The sequence below is a fragment of the Lysinibacillus sp. 54212 genome (assembly GCF_036662795.1).
Taxonomy (GTDB): Bacteria; Bacillota; Bacilli; order Bacillales_A; family Planococcaceae; genus Lysinibacillus_B.
In genome coordinates this window covers 1-17,301 of the sequence record NZ_JBAFWZ010000030.1, presented here as the reverse complement: position 1 = coordinate 17,301, position 17,301 = coordinate 1, and the positions used below count along the sequence as shown (strand labels likewise).

The 17,301-nt window shown below is 36.8% G+C and carries 15 protein-coding genes and 1 pseudogene; 5 read left to right on the top strand and 11 right to left on the bottom strand.

Features of this window, described 5'->3' with window-relative positions; all coding sequences use genetic code 11:
• Positions 1 to 35: 35 nt before the first annotated feature.
• Complete coding sequence (gene ald / locus V4T18_RS15935; RefSeq protein WP_332651081.1) at positions 36 to 1,169, bottom strand: alanine dehydrogenase; 1,134 nt, start codon at positions 1,167 to 1,169, stop codon at positions 36 to 38.
• A gap of 328 nt (positions 1,170 to 1,497) precedes the next feature.
• On the opposite strand from ald, the gene V4T18_RS15930 reads away from it, so the two are divergent.
• Positions 1,498 to 1,944: a universal stress protein gene (locus tag V4T18_RS15930; protein ID WP_332651079.1), complete on the top strand. Its 447-nt coding sequence runs from the start codon at positions 1,498 to 1,500 to the stop codon at positions 1,942 to 1,944.
• A gap of 76 nt (positions 1,945 to 2,020) precedes the next feature.
• On the opposite strand, the gene V4T18_RS15925 is transcribed toward V4T18_RS15930, so the two are convergent.
• The 9 genes from V4T18_RS15925 to ezrA form a co-directional block, all read right to left on the bottom strand.
• Positions 2,021 to 2,947 (bottom strand): class I SAM-dependent methyltransferase, encoded by a 927-nt coding sequence (locus V4T18_RS15925; RefSeq protein ID WP_332651077.1) that lies wholly within the window; start codon positions 2,945 to 2,947, stop codon positions 2,021 to 2,023.
• Positions 2,948 to 3,078: 131 nt separating this feature from the next.
• Positions 3,079 to 3,585, bottom strand: coding sequence for a thiol peroxidase (tpx, locus tag V4T18_RS15920; RefSeq protein ID WP_332651075.1), 507 nt, complete (start codon positions 3,583 to 3,585; stop codon positions 3,079 to 3,081).
• Between the two features lie 156 nt (positions 3,586 to 3,741).
• A complete protein-coding gene (locus tag V4T18_RS15915; RefSeq protein ID WP_332651070.1) occupies positions 3,742 to 4,296 on the bottom strand; it encodes an RDD family protein in 555 nt (184 codons plus the stop codon).
• A gap of 16 nt (positions 4,297 to 4,312) precedes the next feature.
• Positions 4,313 to 5,332 (bottom strand): signal peptide peptidase SppA, encoded by a 1,020-nt coding sequence (gene sppA, locus V4T18_RS15910; protein ID WP_332651067.1) that lies wholly within the window; start codon positions 5,330 to 5,332, stop codon positions 4,313 to 4,315.
• A 599-nt stretch (positions 5,333 to 5,931) separates the two neighbouring features.
• A complete protein-coding gene (mbcS, locus tag V4T18_RS15905) occupies positions 5,932 to 7,506 on the bottom strand; it encodes an acyl-CoA synthetase MbcS (protein WP_332651064.1) in 1,575 nt (524 codons plus the stop codon).
• Between the two features lie 163 nt (positions 7,507 to 7,669).
• Entirely contained in the window at positions 7,670 to 7,882 is a 213-nt protein-coding gene (locus V4T18_RS15900) for an alpha/beta-type small acid-soluble spore protein (RefSeq protein ID WP_332651061.1), read from the bottom strand.
• Positions 7,883 to 8,009: 127 nt separating this feature from the next.
• On the bottom strand, positions 8,010 to 9,218 hold the full coding sequence (thiI, locus tag V4T18_RS15895) for a tRNA uracil 4-sulfurtransferase ThiI (protein ID WP_332651059.1): 1,209 nt from the start codon (positions 9,216 to 9,218) through the stop codon (positions 8,010 to 8,012).
• A complete protein-coding gene (locus V4T18_RS15890; protein ID WP_332651056.1) occupies positions 9,215 to 10,360 on the bottom strand; it encodes a cysteine desulfurase family protein in 1,146 nt (381 codons plus the stop codon). Before V4T18_RS15890 ends, thiI begins: the two co-directional genes overlap by 4 nt.
• A 112-nt stretch (positions 10,361 to 10,472) precedes the next feature.
• Positions 10,473 to 12,182, bottom strand: a complete 1,710-nt coding sequence (ezrA, locus tag V4T18_RS15885) for a septation ring formation regulator EzrA (RefSeq protein WP_332651054.1) — start codon at positions 12,180 to 12,182, stop codon at positions 10,473 to 10,475.
• Positions 12,183 to 12,290: 108 nt separating this feature from the next.
• Between ezrA and hisJ the strand changes: the two genes are divergently transcribed.
• Both hisJ and V4T18_RS15875 read left to right on the top strand, forming a co-directional pair.
• Positions 12,291 to 13,082 carry a histidinol-phosphatase HisJ gene (gene hisJ / locus V4T18_RS15880; RefSeq protein WP_332651051.1) on the top strand — a complete coding sequence of 264 codons (792 nt, stop codon included), beginning with the start codon at positions 12,291 to 12,293 and terminating at the stop codon, positions 13,080 to 13,082.
• 27 nt (positions 13,083 to 13,109) lie between these two features.
• Positions 13,110 to 13,589 (top strand): GAF domain-containing protein, encoded by a 480-nt coding sequence (locus V4T18_RS15875; RefSeq protein WP_332651048.1) that lies wholly within the window; start codon positions 13,110 to 13,112, stop codon positions 13,587 to 13,589.
• Between the two features lie 50 nt (positions 13,590 to 13,639).
• On the opposite strand, the gene V4T18_RS15870 is transcribed toward V4T18_RS15875, so the two are convergent.
• On the bottom strand, positions 13,640 to 15,511 hold the full coding sequence (locus tag V4T18_RS15870) for a sensor domain-containing diguanylate cyclase (RefSeq protein WP_332651045.1): 1,872 nt from the start codon (positions 15,509 to 15,511) through the stop codon (positions 13,640 to 13,642).
• Between the two features lie 446 nt (positions 15,512 to 15,957).
• Between V4T18_RS15870 and rpsD the strand changes: the two genes are divergently transcribed.
• The gene (rpsD, locus tag V4T18_RS15865) at positions 15,958 to 16,560 is read left to right on the top strand and encodes a 30S ribosomal protein S4 (protein WP_332651042.1); all 603 of its coding nucleotides are present in this window, start codon (positions 15,958 to 15,960) and stop codon (positions 16,558 to 16,560) included.
• 434 nt (positions 16,561 to 16,994) lie between these two features.
• Positions 16,995 to 17,301: pseudogene (locus V4T18_RS15860) on the top strand (polysaccharide deacetylase family protein); the annotation flags it as partial.

The window sequence follows — 17,301 nt, the reverse complement described above, 5'->3', positions numbered from 1 at the left end:
TGACGAAATAGTTCTAACAACAATAAAAAACGACGTTAATTTAACGCAAATAATTCATTTAAGACATCGTCAACCGCTGTATATTCTATATTCTGTGCATCTGCAACTGCCTTATACACAAGTTTTCCTTCGACTGTATTTAATCCTAATTTTAATGCTGGGTTATTTAAACAAGCTTTTATATAGCCATTATTTGCAATTTGTAATGCATAAGGAACTGTATTATTCGTTAGTGCAATCGTCGAAGTCCGTGGAACAGCTCCCGGCATATTCGCTACAGCATAGTGAACAACCCCATGCTTAATATAAACTGGATTATCATGAGTTGTAACACGATCACTTGTCTCAAAGATTCCACCTTGATCAATCGCAACATCCACAACAACAGAGCCTGGCTGCATCGATCGTATCATTTCCTCTGTCACAAGCTTCGGCGCCTTTGCTCCAGGAATTAAAACAGCTCCTACAACTAAATCCGAGTTTTTCACACTATCTGCAATATTAAATGGATTAGACATTAATGTTTGTACATCACGACCGAATAAATCTTCTAGTTGGCGTAAACGCTCTGCACTCAAATCAATTACCGTTACATCTGCACCCATACCAACCGCAATTTTTGCTGCATTCGTCCCAGCAATTCCGCCACCAATAACTGTTACCTTTCCTCGTTGTACACCTGATACACCACCAAGTAAAACGCCTTTTCCACCTTCCATTTTCTCTAAATATTGCGCCCCAATTTGAGTGGCCATTTTCCCTGCAACCTCACTCATTGGCGTTAATAATGGTAATGAGCGATTCGGTAATTGTACCGTTTCATATGCAATACCAACTACATTTTTACTAAGGAGCGCCTCTGTTAATTCTGGCTCTGGTGCTAAATGTAAGTAAGTAAATAAGATAAGCCCATCATAAAAATAACAATACTCACTCTCGATAGGCTCCTTTACCTTCATTACCATTTCAGCAGCCCATGCTTCCTTTGCCGTATCAACAATGATGGCACCTGCTTGCTTATAATCCTCATCAGTAAACGAGGAGCCTAAACCTGCTCCTTTTTCTATCAACACTTGATGACCCGCTGATGTTAATGTCACTACTCCTGCTGGTGTCATTGCAACACGATTTTCATTGTTTTTAATTTCTTTCGGTACGCCAATCTTCATGCTATCCATCCTCCTAAGTGTGTACATATTATTCTATCCATCTTCTTTTTAACAATTTTACCAATAAATCATAGGCAATAGCTAGTAACGCAACCGCTCCTTTTAAAAAATTTTTATTTTTCAAACAATTGATAAACAAAACTATTGTAAGCTATGTAATGAATCGACAATTTTTTCCTCTTACAAGCAAATACAATCGTTTTAAAAGAAAATTTTCGCTTATTCTACAGATTTCATCTGAAATATTTACAATTTTTATAGGTTAGGTATTTTCATCTGAAAAACATTTGCTATAATTAGGTATATACAGACAAAGGAGGAAATGGAAATGGCAAATCATTATAAAAGTATTGTGGTAGCAGTAGATGGTTCAAAAGAGGCAGAATACGCGTTCCGTAAATCAATCGACGTTGCAAAACGTAATGTTGGTGCTACTTTAAACTTAGTAAACGTTATCGATACTCGCTCTTTTGCAGCGATTGAAGCTTATGACCGTTCAATTGCTGAACGTGCTCAACAGCATTCTGAAGAATTATTAGAAGGCTACAAAAAACAAGCTGAGGCTGAAGGTATTGCAAACGTTAATTTAGTGATCGAATACGGTTCACCAAAAAACATCATTACTAAAGAGCTTTCTAAAGTTGTTGAAGCAGACTTAATCATTTGTGGAGCTACTGGACTTAACGCAGTTGAGCGTTTCTTAATTGGTTCAGTATCAGAAGCAATTGTACGTTCTGCTAAATGCGATGTACTTGTTATTCGTACGCCAGAGTGATTCTAATTGTTTCGATATTGAAAACGCTTCATTAATATTAGAAGGAGAACAACGATAGAAGTTGTTCTCCTTTTTGTTATTTATTTTCTTTCCAAATTTGTACCTTTTCGAAAAACATAGCTAAAGCTTGTTTATTCGACAAATTAGGAACTTTGGCAAGAAGTACCTCTCTCGGCGCTTTTAAATGTCCGCTTTGCTTTTGCAAAATAACAATACTCTTTTCATATGCTTTGCTTGAAAACATATTTTCTGGCAATTGTATTACAGCTTGAATCCACGCATGATTTTTTATAAATTTATGCAGTTGCTTTGCTTGTTCCGTTTCAAACAGATTAGCTGGCACTATGAAAAATAAATAGCCGCCTTCTTTTGTATGTTTCAATGACTGCTCTATAAATAAATGATGAGAATAGCTCATTCCACCTGTTGCACATAATTCATAGTCGAGCGACACTTCCTCATTAGGATAATACCCTACCGGTAGATCACAAATGATAGCATCTACTGGATCTAATAATAATGACTCCAGGGCATCTTGACGGAATAGTGAAATTGGTTGCTGAGTCAAGTCTGCTGCTGCCGCTGCTAAACGAATTAATAACTCATCGACCTCAACACCTGTTGCTTCTATTTTACCTTCTAATAAATTCATTACAGTTAGCATTAAATTTCCTGTTCCTAACGCTAAATCTGCAACAGAAATCGAGCCTTTTCCTAGTTCACCCTCAAAAAATTGCTCAACGAAATAACCGACTAAAAGACCAAGTGTATCTGGTGTCATTTGGTGATTCGGCTGTGAACCTTTACGCATACCCTTTAAAATGGCAATCTGAATTGCCTTGCGCATATCTTCCTTTGTCGCACCATCCACACGCCAATCAAACTGCCCGTCAAGCGTACCTTCAAGAGCAGCTAATACGCCCTCCAAGTATGTCATCTCCTGCTGCTCGAATTGTTCAGCATGTGTATTAATATGATTAAAAATCAGCTCGAACTTTTCCATTCTAAACTCCCTTTCCGAAATGGATATAAATTGCCTTCTTACGGGCAAATAAAGAACCCACTTTTATGAAGTGGGTTCTTTTAAAACTCTAGTATATACATTACTATAAATCGAACTTCCGATAAAAGAAATTATTTTGTTAATGCTTTTACAGCTTCGATTGCACCGTCGTAATTTGGATGGTTTGTTGCTTCCGGTACATATTCTACATACGCCACTTTTCCTTCAGCATCAATAACAAAAACTGAGCGCGTTAATAATCGTAAGCTTTGTATCAGTACACCGTACGCTTCTCCAAATGATGCATCACGGTGATCGGATACTGTTACAACTTGATCGATTCCTGCAGCACCACACCAACGTTTTTGCGCAAATGGTAAGTCCATTGAAACTGTATAAATAATGACATTGTCGCCAAGCTCCGCAGCGGCCTCATTGAATTTACGCGTTTGTGCATCACACACACCCGTATCTATAGATGGTACAACGCTAATAAGACGAATTTTACCTTCTGAATCCTTTAATGTTACTTGAGATAAGTCGTTTGCAAGCACTTGGAAATCCGGTGCTTGGTCACCTACTTTGACCTCGTTACCAACAAGGGTAACTGGATTGTTTTTAAATGTTGTTTGTACCATGAAAAACGCCTCCTTATTATGAATTTATCTTACTAAATCTAATTGGAAAAATGCAACTATTGGAACTTGGTTCGTTAAAGATTGTTGCTACTAAAGAAAAGATATAAAATAAAAAGTAACCCAAAACAGTTTATTCTGGGCTACCTTCTATACAGATTAAATTGTCGATGATGTTATTGTAGTTGCTTCCATATTCGGCTCGTTTATTCTTTTCTCTTTTAAGTAGGCGTGTTCATGGATTACCGACGTATCAGCAACAAAGTCATGAACACCTTTATGTTGTGGTGTAAAAATAACAAGTAAATATGGAACTTTAAAGAAGGTATTACTAATAAATCGGCCGATACATTCTCTGAAAATGACCGTGCTCCAATCAAGTGGCTCTCCATTATCCTTCTGCACACGTAAACCTAGTATCATTTTTCCAAGTGTTTGTGAGAAAAACTTCGTAAAAATAACAAAATATGAATAATAAATAACGCCGGAAATGATAACAATTGGTGCATACCAGACAGATTCGTTTAAGCTCCAATCCATTAAAAGAAAGATAGGATTAATAAGAATGCCGATAATAGCAGCTACAATAAGAGAATCAATTGTAAATGCCCAAAAACGCATCCAAAAACCAGCTGCTTTATTTTTATAAACCTCACTTTCGTGAATGACTGGCTGTGGAGGAATGACTGTTTCTATTTCTTCATTTTCAAACATATCAAATCCCCCTTTCTTATTGTCCACCATATAGGTACATCATTCGTTGAGAATTGTATGCTGATAAAAGATCCATTACATAGCGCTCCTCAGCTGAAGGGCCTACAAATGAACTGATTTTCATGCCTAATAAACTACCCCAGCTATCATTCATTGAAGAATATTCAAATAGTTGTGCACCTTCTAAATCGTAGTCTGCGCGAATAGCAGCGATTGTATCATCTAATTTTCCAATTTCATCAACTAAACCAGCTTTTAACGCTTGTGTACCACCTAAAATACGACCGTCCGCAACCTTCTTCACATCTGCCTCTGACATGTTTCGTCCTGTCTCTACAATGTCTACAAAATCCTCATACATTTCATTAATCATTTCCTGAACCATTGCAAGCTCTTCCTCAGAAGTTGCACGCGTGCCACCTAGCATATCCTTATGCGCACCAGATTTTATCGTTTCAAATTCAATACCTACTTTTTCTGCAAGCTTTTCGAAGTTATAACTTTGCATAATAACACCGATTGAACCTGTAATCGTCTCTTTTTGCGCAAAAATCTTATCTGCTGGTGCTGCAATATAATACCCACCAGAAGCAGCCATCGATCCCATTGAAACATAAATAGGAATGCCTCGCTCCTCTTTAATTTGAACTATTTTTTCGTGAATCTCAGCCGACTCTAGCACACCACCACCAGGGCTATTAACTGAAAGCACTACTGCCTTTACTGTATCGTCATTTAATATTGCATCTAATTGGGATAAAAATAGTTGGTGATCATACGCTACTTCCTCCCAATATGTACTTGAGCCTACATCTAGAATTGTTCCATCCACATTTAATAGTGCAATACGATTATCCCAATCGTCGCCTTCAATCGACGTTTCGAAAAATGTCATTTCTTCAGTTCCCATGCTCATGGCACTGTCGAAGCTTTCGAAAAAATCATTTTTGAATATCGCAAAAATCGTATTCAAGCCAACAGAAAATAACATTAATACTGCCGCAGTAATTAACGCTATCCATCTTTTTGAATTCATAATATCGCCTCCTTCTCTAAGTGTATACGATTCAACACAATAAATGTTTCCCTTTTTTAAAAATAAATTGATTATTTATGGGGGAAATAGGTGGTTGCTATAAATACACCGCACACTACACTCCAAACGGACGCTTTCCGCGGGCTTGGCTTCAATCTCCTCGTTGCTCCTGACACTACCACTTTCGTCGCAAAATAAAATTTCACTGTGTTCCTGCGGGCCTTTCAGCTCAAGCTCATCCCGCTGGAAGCTGTGCTCTGTAGCGAAAGGCGTAGCCGTCAACTACACTCGCCGCTCTACATTACGTGTGCTAAAAATTAATTCTGAATAAAACTTTTTGCTAAATATTTATGACATTTTAAATATAGCGTTCGTTGATTGGAGTGGAACCAATTATTTTCCTTTGGGATTAGCGTCTAGAGAGGAACAAAGGCTAAAACCGTCATGTCGTGTGACAATTTATCTACACAAAACATCTGTTGTCCTCTGGTGCAACGGAAATCAACCCCCAGTTATGGTGAAGAGTCGGAAAATATGAAAAGGCATTTTCATAAACTATGAAAATGCCTTTCTATTTCCTAGGAAATAGTTTAAATGTGCTACTTATTTTGCTCGTTCTTTCGTAATTCGACACGACGGATTTTCCCTGAAATAGTTTTCGGCAAATCCTCTAAAAATTCGATTTGGCGTGGATACTTATACGGTGCCGTTAATTCTTTAACATGATTTTGCAATTCCTTTATAATCGTCGGACTATTTTTAAGATTTTCATCACGCAATACAACGAATGCTTTTACAATACTACCACGTATTTCGTCAGGGCTTGCCACAACCGCACACTCTCGAACAGCAGGATGCTTTACAAGAGCATCTTCCACTTCAAAAGGTCCGATTGTATAACCTGATGAAATAATAATATCGTCGCCACGACCTTCAAACCAAAAATATCCATCTTCATCTTTTCGTGCTTGATCCCCTGTAATATACCAGTCTCCACGGAACTGCATAGAGGTACGCTCAGGGTCCTTTAAATAACCTCTAAATAATGCTGGAGTTGATTTATGCACAGCAATATCTCCAATTACTCCAGGAGCTACAACTTCACCAAATTCATCGATAATGTCCACATGGTTTCCTGGTGTTGGTTTTCCCATTGAACCAGGGCGTGATTCCATCCCTACCAGAGTTCCAACTAATAGAGTGTTTTCTGTTTGTCCATAGCCGTCTCTCACTCTAACATTAAATTCACGAACAAATGTATCAATAACTTCACGATTTAATGGCTCACCTGCTGAAACAGCACTATGCATTGCTGTTAAATTATACGAGCTTAAGTTTTCTGCCTTAGCCATTAATCGATATTCCGTAGGTGTGCAGCATAATACATTTATTTTATGCTGTTGTATTAATCTTAAATACGTAGTTGGTTCAAACTTCCCTGTATAAACAAATGCAGTTGCACCACTACCTAAGGAAGCTAAGAATGGACTCCAAATCCATTTTTGCCATCCTGGTGCTGCAGTTGCCCAAACAAGGTCGTCCTCTTCAACACCTAACCAGCTTTTAGCAGTAGTACGTAAATGTGCATATGCCCACCCATGTGTATGAATTGCACCTTTCGGATTACCTGTTGTACCACTTGTGTACGCAATAAATGCAATATCACTTGATGTTGTTTGAACCCCTATAAATTGATCTTCTTCTTTTTTTGCGAGATCCATCAATGGCACCCATGGTTCATGCGCTGCCCCAACTACATAGAGCTGTAATCCCTCCAAGTGCTGTACATGGTCAAATTCTTCTATATAATCCTCAAATGCAACGATGCCCTTTGCTTCTGCATGCGTTATTCGATAATCGATATCCTTCGCACGAAGTAGTTCTGAGCTTGGAATAATCGACAATCCTGCCTTTAACGCACCGATGTAAGTAACATATGCTTCTACTGAACGCGGTACCATAACGAGCAATACATCACCTTTTTGAAGCCCACTATTTTTGAACACATTGGCGACCTGATTTGCTCTCTGAAGTAACTCTGCATATGTAATTTCTTCAATTTCATCATTTTCATGATGGATTAGTAATGCTTTTTTTTCTCTAGAAATTGCATGCTTTTCAATTTCATCCACAAGGTTGTACTCTTGAGGTGCTATTAAATAGTCCCGATTCATGTCATTTTCCCCCTTGTCCCTTTTAGCTTACAATATTAATTATACTTCCGAATTTTTTATTTTTCAAAAAATTCACACACATATTTTTTCCATGCTTATACTCAAACAGTTTAATGTACATAATAAAAGGTGCCTCGAAAATCCGAGACACCTTTTTGTTTTTTTATTGATTTGAGTTTGTGCCACGTAATTGCTGCTCAGCCATTTGAACAAGACGTTTTGTAATCTCGCCACCTACTGAACCGTTAGCACGTGAAGATGCTTCTCCTCCAAGTTGCACGCCGAACTCTTGTGCAATTTCGTATTTCATTTGATCAAGAGCTTGTTGAACACCAGGTACTGCAAGCTTGTTGGAACTACGATTGTTTGAAGTCATTTGTATCACCTCCTTGTGCAATTAGAATGCGCCAGGAGGAAAAATTAATACTAAAAAAAAATAGGTAATATATTCATCGATTAAGAAATTTTACTCGATGTGAATTAGTAGCTACGCGGGAATGAAATTATAACAACTCAGCAAATTCATCTTTCAAAACTTTCTTTTCCGGTAAGATGTGTACTTCACGATTTTTCACAGCACGTTCAATATATTCATCAAACTCCGTAAAGCTTTCATAACGCAAAACCTTTTCAAGTCTTGGCTTTGTTTTAGGACTTGCAGGTGTGAAAATTGTACAGCAGTCTTCATATGGCTGAATCGATGTTTCATACGTTCCGATACGCTCTGCAATTTCAATAATATCTAACTTATCCGAAGCGATTAACGGTCGTAATATAGGTGTACTCGTAACATCATTAATGGCTGTTAAGCTTTCTAATGTTTGTGAAGCAACTTGTCCTAAGCTTTCACCTGTAACGATAGCAAGTGCACCGATTTCTTCACGGACTTTATCTGCCACTCGTAGCATCATTCGACGAGTAGTAGTCATTGTCACATTTTCTGGAACTCTTTCTTTAATTAACACTTGAAGTTCGGTAAACGGAATAATATGCAAACGAATTTTGGCACCGAACTTTGTTAATTCATTGGCCAAATCCTTTACTTTCTGTAGTGAATTTTGACTTGTATATGGTGGGCTATAAAAATGAATCGCCTCTAAACGAACACCGCGCTTCATCATTAAATAACCTGCAACTGGGCTATCAATTCCACCTGAAAGCATTAATAGCGATTTACCATTCGATCCAATAGGCATTCCACCTGCACCTGGAATAATTTGCGCCATCATATAGACAGCATCTTGACGTACTTCCACACGCAGCTCGACAGCTGGTTTTTTTACATTTACTGAAAGATTTTGATAAGTACGTAATACGGCACCGCCGATTTCTCGCTGAATCCCATGAGAGTCGAGCGGGAACGATTTATCTGTACGTCGAACCTCCACTTTAAAAGTTATTTCTTGCTCTTGATATAACTCCATAATTCGGATAGCTAATGCCTTCATTTCCTCTAAATCCTTTTCACAGGAAGCGACAGGACTAAACGATTGAATTCCGAAAACTTCTGGTAATCGTTCCAGTAAGCTATTCATTTTTTCTTCATTTTCTATCTCGATAAACATACGATCTCGCTCTGCACGAATTTTTAATGGCATCAGATCATTAAATGAATACCGAATATTTTCGCGTAGTCGGTTAATAAAATCATTTTTATTGCGTCCTTTTGTGGATAGTTCACCATATCGAATTAACATTTCTTTCCAAATCATACTATATCTCCTTTTAACTCTTTCATTACTTGTCCAAATACTTCTTTAAATGTTGCAATATCCTGCTCTGCTGTTAATGCTCCAAAGCTAACACGAAGTACGCCTTTTTTAAATTCGCTTTCAATATTCAGCGCTTCAACAACATGACTTGTCTTCGTTTGCTTGGATGAGCAAGCACTTGATGTTGAAACTATGATTCCTTGCTTTTGTAATGCATTGATCAAAATTTCGCCTTTTAATCCACGTATACTGAACGATAATATATACGGCGCCCCAGATTCGGTAGATAAAATACGAATATCTGAGCCAAATCCCTGTAAAAATGAATGTAAATCTTTTGCCCATTTCGTATAACGAGCAAACGCTTCATCCATACTTTCTACTGCAAGACGTGCTGCTTTTGCCAACGCTACCGCTTGTGGAACAGCAACAGTACCACTTCGCAAGCCAAACTCTTGACCACCACCTACAATGAAAGGTTCGATCGCTAATGATTTTCGAAAAGCAATAACACCGGATCCTTTTAGTGCGTGAATTTTATGACCTGAAATAGAAATAATATCTGGCCCCTCCTCACCACTAAAAGTAATCGGAAGCTTACCAAAGCTTTGCACCGCATCTACATGAAAAATAGCCCGACTATTTTCATGAATTATTTTGGCAGCTTGTTCAATTGGTTGAATGGCTCCCATTTCATTATTAACGTGCATAATACTCACTAAAATTGTATCTCTACGTAGTTTTTTTCGGAGCTCATCTAATGAAACGACACCATTCTTATCTACTCGTAAATAATCGACCTCATACCCATCCTTCGCCAATTGTTTGACTGCCTCTATTACAGAAGGGTGCTCAATGGCTGTCGTTAGTATATGCTTTCCTCTATGTGCATTTACTTTTACAGTTCCAAAAATCGCAAAATTATTTGACTCTGTACCGCCGGCTGTAAAAAGTACTTCCTTTGCTTCCGTTTTTAAGATTTGAGCGATTTGCTCTCGTGCTCTCATTAATAAATTATTAGCCGTTACACCCGCTTCATGTATCGATGCTGGATTGGCAAAGTACCGTTCACTCACTTGCACAAATGTGTCTAGTACTTCCTTATACGGCTTTGTCGTAGCACTATTATCTAAGTAAATCATGTTATCCTACCTTCTTTTATTCCATTCGTCAAAATAAAACCACCTACACGTTTGAAGTGTGGTGGTTAAACAATGCATTTATTATAGCGCTAAACGATTAATGATAGAATAGTTATGTTTGCATTTTTATCATAAATTCGTCCTGAACTAATTGTTCAATACGTTTTATTGCCCCAGGTTCAACAGATTCGACTGCTGCAGCTGCATCTTCTAATGCCTTTATATAACGATATTGATGAAAAGCATCTTCTGCCTCAAGTAGTTTAGCGTGTAGACCTGAATTTGTAGCACGGTAACGGTTTCCATATTGAATAATTCGCTCAATAAGCATTACATTTTCAATCATTTCCTCCGCATGTGCTTTAACATCCTCGATGCATTTTTTAGCACTCGTTAAATTTTGATGTACAAATTCCATATTGAGTGGGATTTCCTGTAAGCTTTGCATGACGATAAATAATTGTTCGTCAGCTTCCTCTAAGCGGGCATCCATTTCTTCTGGAATTCCTGGAATATTGGCCTTCGCAAGCATACGATCCGTATCTTGTAATAATTTACGTAAGGAATCAAGCTCACGACGTGCTTTATTTTCATCAATTCGTAAATTTTTTAATCGATTTGAGAAGCTTTCCTGCTCCTCACTAATACGTTCTATTTCTTCACTAATTTGTAGTAGCTCTTCTTGGAGACTTGAATAGGCAGATTTTTCTTCGTTTACACGATCGGCTAACAATTCATATCTCTTTTCGATTACTTCTAGTTCTTTTAAACAGTTTTTTGGAATTTCTGCTTCATTTTCAGGTAGTCGATAGCTATGCTGAACATACGCTGCCTCGTTGTTTACCTCTCGCGTCAAACGAACAACCTGTTCTAACGTATCGTGGATAGGCGAGCAATGTCGATCGACATATTTCTTCGCAATTACTTCTTTTTCAAGTAAATCATAGTAATTATCAATTTCGTCATTAATCTCATCAATACGTGGCTTTACGGCTGATATATCTAACTCTGCAATCGCAAGCTTCAATTCATCTAACTCTTTTTCTAGCCCTTCTAAATAATCCGTTAACTCTAAATGAGACAAGTAATACGATTGCTCCTCCATCTCACGTTGACCATTTCGAAGTTCATGAATAGCGGTAGGAATTTTCGTCTGAATTTCAGATAATAAAGAAGGTATATCGCTAAGTAACGTAAAAATCAGCTGTGCTTCAGCATTCAACGATAGCACTGTTTCACGTGCCTGTAGGTAATTCCCCTCAATAGTAAGTTGATCAAACTCTTCGAATTTCGGGGTAAATTGCTCTAATCGTTTCTCTAATTGTGCTAGTGCTGGTCCAAATGAATGCTGATGAGCCAATATCGTTTTTCGGGCAGAACGATGATATTCCTTTAACTGCTCCATTTCAATTCGGTTCTTTTCTTCACTACCTATCAGTTCTTCTAACTCATTTAATACTTTCAAACGTGTTTTTTCACACAAGGCTAACTTTTCTTCAATTTCTTTTTCGATTTGTGTAGCCTTTTTAAATTTAAAGCGGTCGATATATTCTTCCGCATCGAATAGCATGGAATCAATTTTAATTATATGTACATCAGAAACTTCCATCCAAGCGTTGCGCCAGTTTTCAAAAAGCTCCTCAGTTTGTCCGTTCATATTTAATGCTTTCACTTTTGCTAGTTCTTCATATATTGGATAATGCTGAATTTGCAATTTTTCCTTTTCAAGTCGTGCTATTTCTGCATTGTGTTTTCGTCTAATAACTAGACCAACAATTAATAATGCTAATAGTACGACTACGACAATGATGATATACTTCATTGTAAGCCCCCTATTCCAAAATATCTGAATTGGCTAATGTATCTATAATACCATGTTTTAACTAAATTTGTTTAAAATAATTTCGTAATTATTAGGAGGAGCTATGTTATGAAAATAGATGGACATATCCATACACCCCTTTGCCCACACGGTTCAATAGATCTCTTTGAACAGTATATAGAAAAAGCAATACAAAATAATTTTACTCATATTTCATTTACAGAACATGCACCACTTCCACCTTCTTTTGACGATCCTACACCTGATAAAGATAGCGGAATGGACCAAAAGTTGTTACAACCGTATTTCGAACAATTAAACACATTAAAATTACAATATAAAAATCAAATTAACATTAATATCGGTTTAGAAATTGATTATATAAGTGGTTTTGAACAACAAACAAAGGAATTTTTAAATGAAGTTGGTCCTCTCTTAGACGATGCCATTTTATCCGTACATTTTTTACAATGGGGAACCGAATATTGCTGCATCGATTTTTCAGAAGATGTTTATTTAGATTTCGCTAATAAGGTTGGTGGCATAAATATTCTGTATGACTTATATTATAAAACGGTGCAAGATTCAATATTAGCCGATTTAGGTCCATATAAACCTAAGCGAATTGGTCATCCAACATTAGTACATAAATTCCAACATGCGCACAATGAATCAATCCATGATGATAGAGTAATTCAATCCATATTTCAGCTGATGAAGGAACGAAATTATGAACTTGATTTAAATAGCGCTGGGCTAAGTAAACCACTGTGTAAGGAGCCTTATCCTCCTTTTCATTTAATAGACTATGCAAAATCTATTGGCTTGCCATTTGTTTTTGGCTCTGATGCTCATACAGCAAGGGATTTGCACCAGCATTACAATATTCTATTCCCATAATATCCATTTTTAAACGGAGGCACATTTATGTTTTCAAAAATTAACTACGAAGGCTCTATTAGTGAGCAATACAATGTTTTAGCAAAGCAACTCGATGCATTACTACAAGGAGAAAGTGATGCTATTGCAAATTATAGTAATGCTTCAGCATTATTAAATCAATTTTTAACAGATATAAACTGGGTCGGCTTTTATTTAATGAAAAATAGTGAGCTCGTACTTGGACCATTTCAAGGCTTACCTGCATGTTTCCGTATCCCTCTTGGTCGTGGAGTTTGCGGAGTAGCAGCTGCAAAGAAGGAAACGATTGTCGTTGAAGATGTTCACGCTTTCCCTGGTCATATTGCCTGTGATTCGGCTTCTAATTCAGAAATTGTCATTCCATTAATTAAGGACGGGATGGTGGTCGGTGTACTTGATATTGATAGTCCCTTAAAAAATCGCTTCTCTCTTGAGGATCGTCTAGGTCTTGAGCAATTTTCGGAAACTCTATTGCAATATATTTAGATACACACCCTAAATTAGGGCTTGTCTCAATTTTTTCGAGACAAGCCCTTTCATGGTTGTAGCTGCATGCTTTCATCAAACATACATACTTGGTTTTTACCGTTGTTTTTAGCATTATACAGTGCAGTATCAGCATGTAAAAAGACTGTTTGGAATTCTGGGCGCTGTGCTCTATGCCATGTAATTAACCCAGCGGATATCGTTACCTTCGGATTAGTTACTTTCGGAATATCACTAACAATTTGTCCTGCAATCTTATACGCTTCATTATCTAATATATTTGGTATATAAACGGCTAGCTCTTCTCCACCCCACCGTGCACAAATTCCTCTAGTACCAATGGACCCTTGTAACTGAGCTCCAATCTGAACTAATACCTCATCCCCTACCTGATGACCATAAGTATCGTTTACTCGTTTAAAATTATCAATATCCATAAGCATAAACATACCTGAATCATCATTTTGCAATGATTTTTCTACAAAACTGTCTAAATAACTTCTTGCAAATAGCTTTGTTAGATGATCACGATCAACCATATCCTGTAATCGATTGCGAAGGATCGAGTTAGAAATAGCAAGCGATGAATGTTGAATTAGAGATTGCATGAGCTTAAAGCTATCAAACGAGAAGAAATACGGGTCACGATGAAGAACAATACTAAATCCATTTATGCTTTCCTCAACAATCATTGGTATAGCCATCATAGATTTATATTTAACATCTTCTGCCAACAATCTACTAAAATCTGCGATAAAGAGAGAGTCCTGTGTATGTTCAAAATGCTTTTGAACGTGATCAATATAGATACGGCCATCTAATGTTTTAAATAGTTCTGTGCTCGAATCTGTTAGCTTATAATAATCTTCTACTTTAAACACAAAGCACATTTCCATCGGCTGAAAAGATTTCATAAGCTGTTTTTGTAAGAATAACAGCATTTCATCAATGTTTAACTTCATATTTAAGCGATGCGATGTTTCATTAATTAGCTGTAAATCACTAATTAGTCTATGTGATTGATGATATAGTTTTGCATTTTCTAGCGCATTCCCTGAAGCCTGCGCCAGCATTCGAATAAATTCCTTTTGTGTTGATGTGAAAGTAAATGTCTTAGGTGCACTTACTTGTAAAATACCATAAATCGCTTGTCTGCCTTTAATTGGTGCATTGAGTAAATGACGGTCAAGGTCTGCAGCTAATTCAGTCGTTATGTCTCCTGAAACAAATGCCTCGATTGTAGATGGGCGCTCCGACAAATAATCAAATGGTTTTATATCAATTGTCGTTTGACGATCCTGATCATTGGATAAAATAAGCTCAACATCTAAATCAGGGAAGTTTTCTCGAATGGTGAACAATACATTTTGTAAAATAAGATCAATATCCATTGTTGAATGAAATAATTCAGTCATATTATAAAGTTTACGATATTGACTATCATTTAAACGTACTTCCTGATTTTCCATCATTAGGGTACTTGCCTTAGAAAAGACATCCACTAAATCCTCTGTATATTCAGACTTCGAAAAATCTAGCCATTTGTTAGTTTGTTGAAACAATAAAATCCCTGCAGGAGACTTTTTTCCTACTCGAACTAACATCATATGCGTCATGTCTTTAAACTCTTGCTTCTCATTTAAAAAATATGGCACATCAACCACTTTTTCAGCAGCAAAATAAGTTTCAACAAGTGACCAAGGAATCCCTGTAAAATTACGCTGTGCAACATCAGTCATTAACGGTTTTAAAATGTCCAGTTCGTATACTAAAAAACAGCTTTTCGTAATATCAAAATGCTGCTGCAAAGAATGTAAAAATGAATTAAAATACTCATTAAAGCTACTTGAATCCTCTAAATTAACGCAGAGATTCAATATGTCAGATTTAATATTCGTTATTATCCGCTGATGTTCATTCATTAAATCACCTTTTCTTTCAACTTAACGAATCAATACTATTAACTTATATTTAAGTATACACTCTTTATGTCTATTTGACTATTGTATTATGGTTTTTTTTTCTAAAACAAGTCTTATAATTCTTGTCTATAAAATCAGTACACCACCTCCAGCTCAAACATTCATTTTGATATTTTAATCTTGAACATACTCCTATACTAAATATAAAGCACTTCTTTCTTGACTGTCTTTTTAAAAAAAGCTACAATGGTCTTTGTGTAAAATAAACGCAGCAGTTGTATGAACTTATATTGTATTTTGTTCCTTCATTCGATTTTGAAAGGGGTATTAGTAACCCTACGGCTGCAAGGGCGAACATACATGAAAATAAAATGCATGTGAGTCTGGGTACGACTGGTTTTTGTTTTATACTACAAAAAAACCAAATTTAAAGGAGGAGACACAATATGTCTCGTTATACAGGTCCATCTTGGAAACTTTCTCGTCGTCTTGGTATTTCTCTAAGCGGCACAGGTAAAGAAATCGAAAAACGCCCTTACGCACCAGGCCAACACGGTCCAAACCAACGTAAGAAATTATCAGAATACGGTCTTCAATTACAAGAGAAGCAAAAGCTTCGCCACATGTATGGTATGACTGAACGTCAATTCAAAAACCTTTACAACAAAGCTGGTAAATTACAAGGTCTACACGGTGAAAACTTCATGATTCTTCTTGAAACTCGCCTTGACAACTTAGTTTACCGTTTAGGTTTAGCTCGCACTCGTCGTGCAGCTCGTCAATTAGTTAACCACGGTCACGTTTTAGTTGATGGTAAACGCGTTGATATCCCATCTTATTCAGTAAAACCAGGTCAAACGATTTCTCTTCGTGAAAAATCTCAAAACCTTTCAGTTGTATCTGAAGCAATCGAAGTAAACAACTTCGTACCTGAATACCTTTCATTTGATGCAGACAACAAAGTAGGTACTTTCGTACGTTTACCAGAGCGTTCAGAGCTTTCTGCTGAAATCAACGAACAATTAATCGTAGAGTTCTACTCTCGTTAATAAAACTTGGTTGCATTTAGCAACAAGAAAAGCCTTAGAAACCTTGTTAATTCAAGGATTCCGAGGCTTTTTTCTTTTGCCTTTATCCATAAAGAAGGAACTAAACTAGAGAGAGTGCGTGAATAAATAGATACGTTATGTCAGATTGAGGCAATTTGCTTTAGTCTTTTTTATCATCTCCTTAAATACGAAGAAAATCTTTTTTTAAAGCTTCAACTATTTTATATACCTACAACGTCAATAAATATAGATACCACTTCTACCTCAGGAACTATAGAACAAATAGGTTCTATATATAGTTAATTAGTATTAACGGGATTTGATAAACAGGTTTTATCCTCTCATATCATGAGCTCTATATGCTTTTGAGCTAGCTTAATACAGTACAATACTTCTCTTGCGAAGAGATTATCATCGAAAGGGGCGCAAAAAGCATGGGAAAACTACAGAAAAAGAGAAGAGGAACTTGGATCGATATCTTTTTAGTAGCAGCAATTTTATCATTAATGGCGATGATTGTAATTTTAGCAATACACGATAGCGATGTAAATTTCAAAGAAAAGGAGAATCGGGCTGAGTCCGTAGAAATATTATCCAATAAGACAAAGTTAGAATCACCCTTTCCTAGCATAAGGATTATTTCGGATACTTCTAACGACGAAATTGCACCTTTCGCCATCCAATACCCACAGACAGATGACGAATCCTTTAATCATTTTATTACGAAATACATAAAGGCAT

What these genes read in the sequence shown, in the direction of transcription:
- ald (WP_332651081.1), bottom strand. Translation starts at nt 1,169, where the DNA reads ATGAAGATTGGCGTACCGAAAGAAATTAAAAACAATGAAAATCGTGTT.
- V4T18_RS15930 (WP_332651079.1), top strand. Translation starts at nt 1,498, where the DNA reads ATGGCAAATCATTATAAAAGTATTGTGGTAGCAGTAGATGGTTCAAAA.
- V4T18_RS15925 (WP_332651077.1), bottom strand. Translation starts at nt 2,947, where the DNA reads ATGGAAAAGTTCGAGCTGATTTTTAATCATATTAATACACATGCTGAA.
- tpx (WP_332651075.1), bottom strand. Translation starts at nt 3,585, where the DNA reads ATGGTACAAACAACATTTAAAAACAATCCAGTTACCCTTGTTGGTAAC.
- V4T18_RS15915 (WP_332651070.1), bottom strand. Translation starts at nt 4,296, where the DNA reads ATGTTTGAAAATGAAGAAATAGAAACAGTCATTCCTCCACAGCCAGTC.
- sppA (WP_332651067.1), bottom strand. Translation starts at nt 5,332, where the DNA reads ATGAATTCAAAAAGATGGATAGCGTTAATTACTGCGGCAGTATTAATG.
- mbcS (WP_332651064.1), bottom strand. Translation starts at nt 7,506, where the DNA reads ATGAATCGGGACTATTTAATAGCACCTCAAGAGTACAACCTTGTGGAT.
- V4T18_RS15900 (WP_332651061.1), bottom strand. Translation starts at nt 7,882, where the DNA reads ATGACTTCAAACAATCGTAGTTCCAACAAGCTTGCAGTACCTGGTGTT.
- thiI (WP_332651059.1), bottom strand. Translation starts at nt 9,218, where the DNA reads ATGATTTGGAAAGAAATGTTAATTCGATATGGTGAACTATCCACAAAA.
- V4T18_RS15890 (WP_332651056.1), bottom strand. Translation starts at nt 10,360, where the DNA reads ATGATTTACTTAGATAATAGTGCTACGACAAAGCCGTATAAGGAAGTA.
- ezrA (WP_332651054.1), bottom strand. Translation starts at nt 12,182, where the DNA reads ATGAAGTATATCATCATTGTCGTAGTCGTACTATTAGCATTATTAATT.
- hisJ (WP_332651051.1), top strand. Translation starts at nt 12,291, where the DNA reads ATGAAAATAGATGGACATATCCATACACCCCTTTGCCCACACGGTTCA.
- V4T18_RS15875 (WP_332651048.1), top strand. Translation starts at nt 13,110, where the DNA reads ATGTTTTCAAAAATTAACTACGAAGGCTCTATTAGTGAGCAATACAAT.
- V4T18_RS15870 (WP_332651045.1), bottom strand. Translation starts at nt 15,511, where the DNA reads ATGAATGAACATCAGCGGATAATAACGAATATTAAATCTGACATATTG.
- rpsD (WP_332651042.1), top strand. Translation starts at nt 15,958, where the DNA reads ATGTCTCGTTATACAGGTCCATCTTGGAAACTTTCTCGTCGTCTTGGT.